Source organism: Ectobacillus sp. (assembly GCF_056992975.1).
The window spans coordinates 1-5,123 of sequence record NZ_JBXKMX010000105.1 but is presented as its reverse complement, the minus strand read 5'-3'; the positions used below and the strand labels follow the sequence as shown (position 1 = coordinate 5,123).

The 5,123-nt window shown below is 38.0% G+C and carries 2 protein-coding genes, 1 tRNA gene and 2 rRNA genes; all 5 read right to left on the bottom strand.

The features are described 5' to 3' along the window. Positions 1-277: 277 nt before the first annotated feature. Positions 278-2,629 carry a ribonucleoside-triphosphate reductase, adenosylcobalamin-dependent gene (nrdJ, locus tag AC11ZT_RS05535; protein ID WP_484058647.1) on the bottom strand — a complete coding sequence of 784 codons (2,352 nt, stop codon included), beginning with the start codon at positions 2,627-2,629 and terminating at the stop codon, positions 278-280. Positions 2,630-2,871: 242 nt separating this feature from the next. Next, positions 2,872-4,038, bottom strand: coding sequence for a putative glycoside hydrolase (locus AC11ZT_RS05530; RefSeq protein WP_484058646.1), 1,167 nt, complete (start codon positions 4,036-4,038; stop codon positions 2,872-2,874). Between the two features lie 218 nt (positions 4,039-4,256). Next, positions 4,257-4,332, bottom strand: a tRNA-Asn gene (locus tag AC11ZT_RS05525). 45 nt (positions 4,333-4,377) lie between these two features. Then, positions 4,378-4,494, bottom strand: a 5S ribosomal RNA gene (gene rrf, locus AC11ZT_RS05520). Positions 4,495-4,726: 232 nt separating this feature from the next. Then, a 23S ribosomal RNA gene (locus AC11ZT_RS05515) occupies positions 4,727-5,123 on the bottom strand; the annotation flags it as partial.

The window sequence follows — 5,123 nt, the reverse complement described above, 5'->3', positions numbered from 1 at the left end:
TTTGAGTTTTTCATAGTTAACTTTAAAGCCTTCCCCAGTATCTTTACCACCAACACCTGGAATCTCACCCTTACATACTACTCCGTTGCATTCTCTGCATACTCTGCATTTTTTTCCAATCGTCTCTCTTGCACTATTTAAGATATCGCTATACTGCATTTTTCTTCCTCCATGTTTTCATTTATCTAATTTCATAATTCCAATACATCCCTATTATACCATTAAAATAACGCCATATACCCAACAAATAGATGGATATATGGCGTAAAATTTATTTCTATCTTACAGGGCATACTCCGCTTTCGCAGCCATCATTTCCGATGTCTATTTGAGATTCCTGCTTTTCATATTTTGTAATTAATGAAGGTACAAAGGGCTTCATTTGCGCTTTTCTTCTGTTGTACTCTTCTTCATCAATGGCTTCATAAGGCAATAGCTTATAGAAGTTGTCTTCCAAGGATAGGAAGGATAGTGCAACTACGTCATCCCAATTGTCCCAGACCCATTGTTCTACTTCTTCCCATTCATCATTCCTTACATGAATGGTTATTGAACAGTTATGATCAACATAATGCTCCATAAACATTTTGTAGTTTTCCAGCTGTTCAATTGCGCCTACCTCGTACTTTGTCTTTCCGATTGGAGCCTTAACAGGGAATTCTATAACCTTAGTAGAGCATGTTTCCATATCTTGACCAACCTCTGGAAGTACTGGATAATCAAGCTCCTCACAAACCTTTACCAGTGGATCATCAGCACTTATTCTAACTCTTCTTATATAATAAGGTGAATGTGAATAATGTACTCCACTTGAAACTGTCGGCAACTGACTAAGGGTTCCCTCGGGCTTTACGGTTGTTGAAAGCAACGGGGCCTTACTTCCAAGTTCTTTGGAGTAAGTCTTTGCTTCATCATGAGCTGCATCTCTCATTTGCCTTAATAGTTCTACTTGCTCTTCTTTACTCATATTGGTTGCATTTATCATATCCTGCCATCCTGTGATAGAGCAGCCTAACAGCTTATCTCTCTGCTGAACCGCATCCCACAAAGGAAGCTCTAACTCTACGCAAGTCATCCTATATCCGGCTCTTACAGAAAGTCTTTGCGCTCTTAGTAAGCCCTTAACATCTAAGGTCTTATCAGCATTTACGAAAGAAAATACATTTAACGTTGTAAGATTGCATAATCCTTTTGAGTCAAGAAGAATTTCGCCACATGGGTTTACCCCATTCATGTTTGGTCTTCTCTTTGACGCTGCTTCAGCATTGATCCAGCCTGGTTCGCCGGAATATCTCATTTGTTGTATCTGCCAATGAAGCATATCTCTGGTCGGCCTAGTTTTATAATAAATTGAGTTATTACTCATTTGTCTATGGATAATCTCTTTATCCACTGTCCATTGTCCATCTACTTGATTATAAATGTGTGATTTAGCTTCTATGCATTCTCTGTCATCTGCATCCAGAAGTGCTATTTCTGCAGTTCTTCTTACTCCACCAACAACTACATTTTCACCTATGATATTTGCCACATCCAGACAATCTATAGGTCTTAGCTTCACACGCTTAGAATCGTCAAGAGTTCCACGCTTCTTTATTACCTTATCAATTTTCATAAACATATTCTTTAGGCTTGTATGTCCGCTTGCAGTGCCTCCAAAGTTTTTAAGCTTTTCTCCCTTTGGTCTCACATGATCATAATCCATAATAATTGTTTTTACATCTCTATATTCGCTGCTATACAGTAGTTTAAATAAGAAATCCAAGGATTGTATCCAGCCTTCCTTACTGTCACCAATTGTTATCTTAGCAGTGTTCTTATAGAAGAACTCTAGGCTAGTGCTATCTTCTCTCTCTTTATAAGGCATAGGACTATAGTCCTTATGTACAATCTCATAATCAGTTCTCACCTTAGGTATCTTAACAACATCATCCTTAAGTATCCTTACACCAACTCCAGAACCAATCATCAAAAGATAAAAAATATCTCTGAAGGCTTCAAAGCTATCGATAATTTGGAAGGAACAATTATAATTTGCCATTGGATAGTGCTTCGCAACATGTGTGTTACCTACCCAAAAAGTTCTTCCTGAAAGAAACTGTTTCAGGTTATAAATATTATCAAATAATTCCTCTGCTTCATGTCTTTTAGTATGTACAAGGCTGCAGTTATATTCAACAGCTCTCCTTACAGTTTCCCACCAATATTCTCTTCTTTTTTCCTCATCAAGCCATCTTGAATAAGTTCTATAGTAAACGAAATTCCCTAATTGATTCATAGGCGATGGTTTATGCTTGTATCTGCTGATAAATTCATCTGTTAGAATTCTATCATCGCTTTTCTGCCTAGTATCCCTAGTTTTTGACTGTTCACTACGATAAATTATGTATGCCTTTGCAACGTCTTTTCTGCTGCTCTCCATTAGTTCAACCTCAACAATATCCTGTATCTCCTCCACGTGTACTGGAGAATCCAAATCTCTAATTCTTGCTTCAATTTGTTTTGCTAATTCCTCACTTAGTGATGTATCTACGCCAAGCTTTGTCTCTGACATAGCTCTTTCTATAGCAATTCTTATTTTGCTCTTCTCATATTTTACAATTGTATCATCTCGTTTTACTACTTTAATGATAAACCTCCCCTTTCTATATATTTCGCACTAAACATCATGTATTTAATACATATCGTGCGAAATAGCATATTCTTCAGCTGCTGCAAAACAATATTTAGTGTTTGCACTCAACCTTTTGTACTATATATTGTATCACAGCACAAATCCATGTACAATTTAAAAGTATACTAAAATTTATCAAAAAAGGACCATTAGAGTAAAAGAGAGATAAGCAGCTTAACCTATCTCTCTTTTATATCTTAATTTTTTATGAGTCCACCCTTCGTATATCGGTTAGATGCATTCCATAAAATCCATTCTTTTACACCTGCATCATTGGTAGCCTTTATCTGCGCTCTTATCTCTGCTGGACCATACTTCTTATACCTGGGTAAATATACAGCAGAGAAATCCTGCAGCCATGGTCTTAGCTTAGCAGTGGAATTTTTATTGCTGTCTAGTCTTTCCTTTGCCTTTTTCATACTATAATTAACAATTTTATAAGGTTCAAAATCCGGTTCTGCTACTCCATAGCTTCCTTTGCCATAGTGTGAAGGGTAAACCATGGGGCAAATTACATCCACACTGTCTGCCAAATACTCCAATTGCTGTCCTATATTCATATCACCTTCCGCTGTAGTGACTAATCCAAATACATCAGCAGATGTCACCGTACCCATGTCAGATAGCCTTTCTCTTGAATATTTAAGAAAATCCCCAATGGCCTGAGCCTTACTTTTATTTTTTAAAGTTCCATAGTCTATTGTCTTTAGATTCCCATCTGTAGGGAAACGTACATAATCAAATTGTATTTCATCGAAGCCTTTTACAGCTGCCTCTTCTGCAATATCTAACACATAATTCCAAGCTTCCTTATTATATGGATTTAACCAAGCCTGACCATTCCTATCACGCCAAATTGTTCCGCTTGTTGTCTTTACCGCTAAATTTGGAAACTTAGTTGCTGCTTTATTATCTTTAAATGTAACTATCCTGGCGATAGTATATATATCTTTCTCATTTAGATGCTTTAGCACCGAATCTATGTCCTTTATCATGATATTGTTATTTGCGCCACTAAACTGAACATCCTTCAACTCTGTTTGGTACAAAACCATGCCTTCATCGCTTTTTACATCTATGACGACAGCATTGAGCTCTGTGTCGTCAATTAGCTTTACTAGTTCGTCAAATCTTTTTTTATTTGATATCGTGTGACCAGTCATATATATCCCACGAACCTCAGTATTATCTTTCATTAAATCCCAAGTTGGTACAGTTTGATCTATATAATCTTGAACTTGAAGAGTCTTAGGTGCAATGACCTTATTATCTGATTGTTCTCCTTTTATAATTGGAGACATGATTATAGCTGTCATTATGATTGCGATTATAAGAACCTTACTATATTTATATCTTTTAATCATCCCTGCTAATCAACTCCTTATGATGTCATTTACCCATTTTTTATAGGTAAGTTTGCAATATTCGACATTTTTTTGTCTTCCATAGTTATAATAACAAAATATGCAGATTTGAACAATCAAAAAACGAAAAAGGAGAAAAACAATTGTTTCTCTCCCTAATTTTAGTTTTTGTTTTTTATATTTTTATATTCATGCCTAATTCATGCAAAAAATAAAAATGGCTCCTCAAGTAGGACTCGAACCTACGACCCTGCGGTTAACAGCCGCATGCTCTACCGACTGAGCTATTGAGGAACAATTGTGGAAATTGCTCAAGAAACTCTTAAGCAATTTCCTATGACCCGGCGACGACTTACTCTCCCAGGACCCTGCGGTCCAAGTACCATCAGCACTGGAGAGCTTAACTTCTGTGTTCGGTATGGGAACAGGTGTGACCTCTCCGTCATTGTCACCAGATTTTTAGTTTTCAAGGATGCTTTGCACCCTCAAAACTGCACAATACTATTTATTCATCTTTTTTAACGCTTTAGATCTGTTGTTTAGTAATTTCTTGGCTTAAGGCTTACACCTTTGTGCCTGTGGTTTACTAAACTCTCACTCTGCGGTTTTCCACTAAGAAATTCTACTGCTTTGCTACCACACACAATGTGTGTCCCGCAAAGAGAATTTCTAACTGTAAAACCTTGTATAGATCAAGCCCTCGACCTATTAGTATCGGTCAGCTACGTACATTACTGCACTTACACCTCCGACCTATCAACCATGTGGTCTACATGGGGTCTTACCAGCCTACGCTGTGGGAAATCTTATCTTAAAGTCGGTTTCGCGCTTAGATGCCTTCAGCGCTTATCCGTTCCGAACTTAGCTACTCAGCCATGCACTTGGCAGTACAACTGATACACCAGAGGTTCGTCCATCCCGGTCCTCTCGTACTAAGGACAGATCTCTTCAAATTTCCTGCGCCCGCGACGGATAGGGACCGAACTGTCTCACGACGTTCTGAACCCAGCTCGCGTGCCGCTTTAATGGGCGAACAGCCCAACCCTTGGGACCTACTTCAGCCCCAGGATGCGACGAGCCGACAT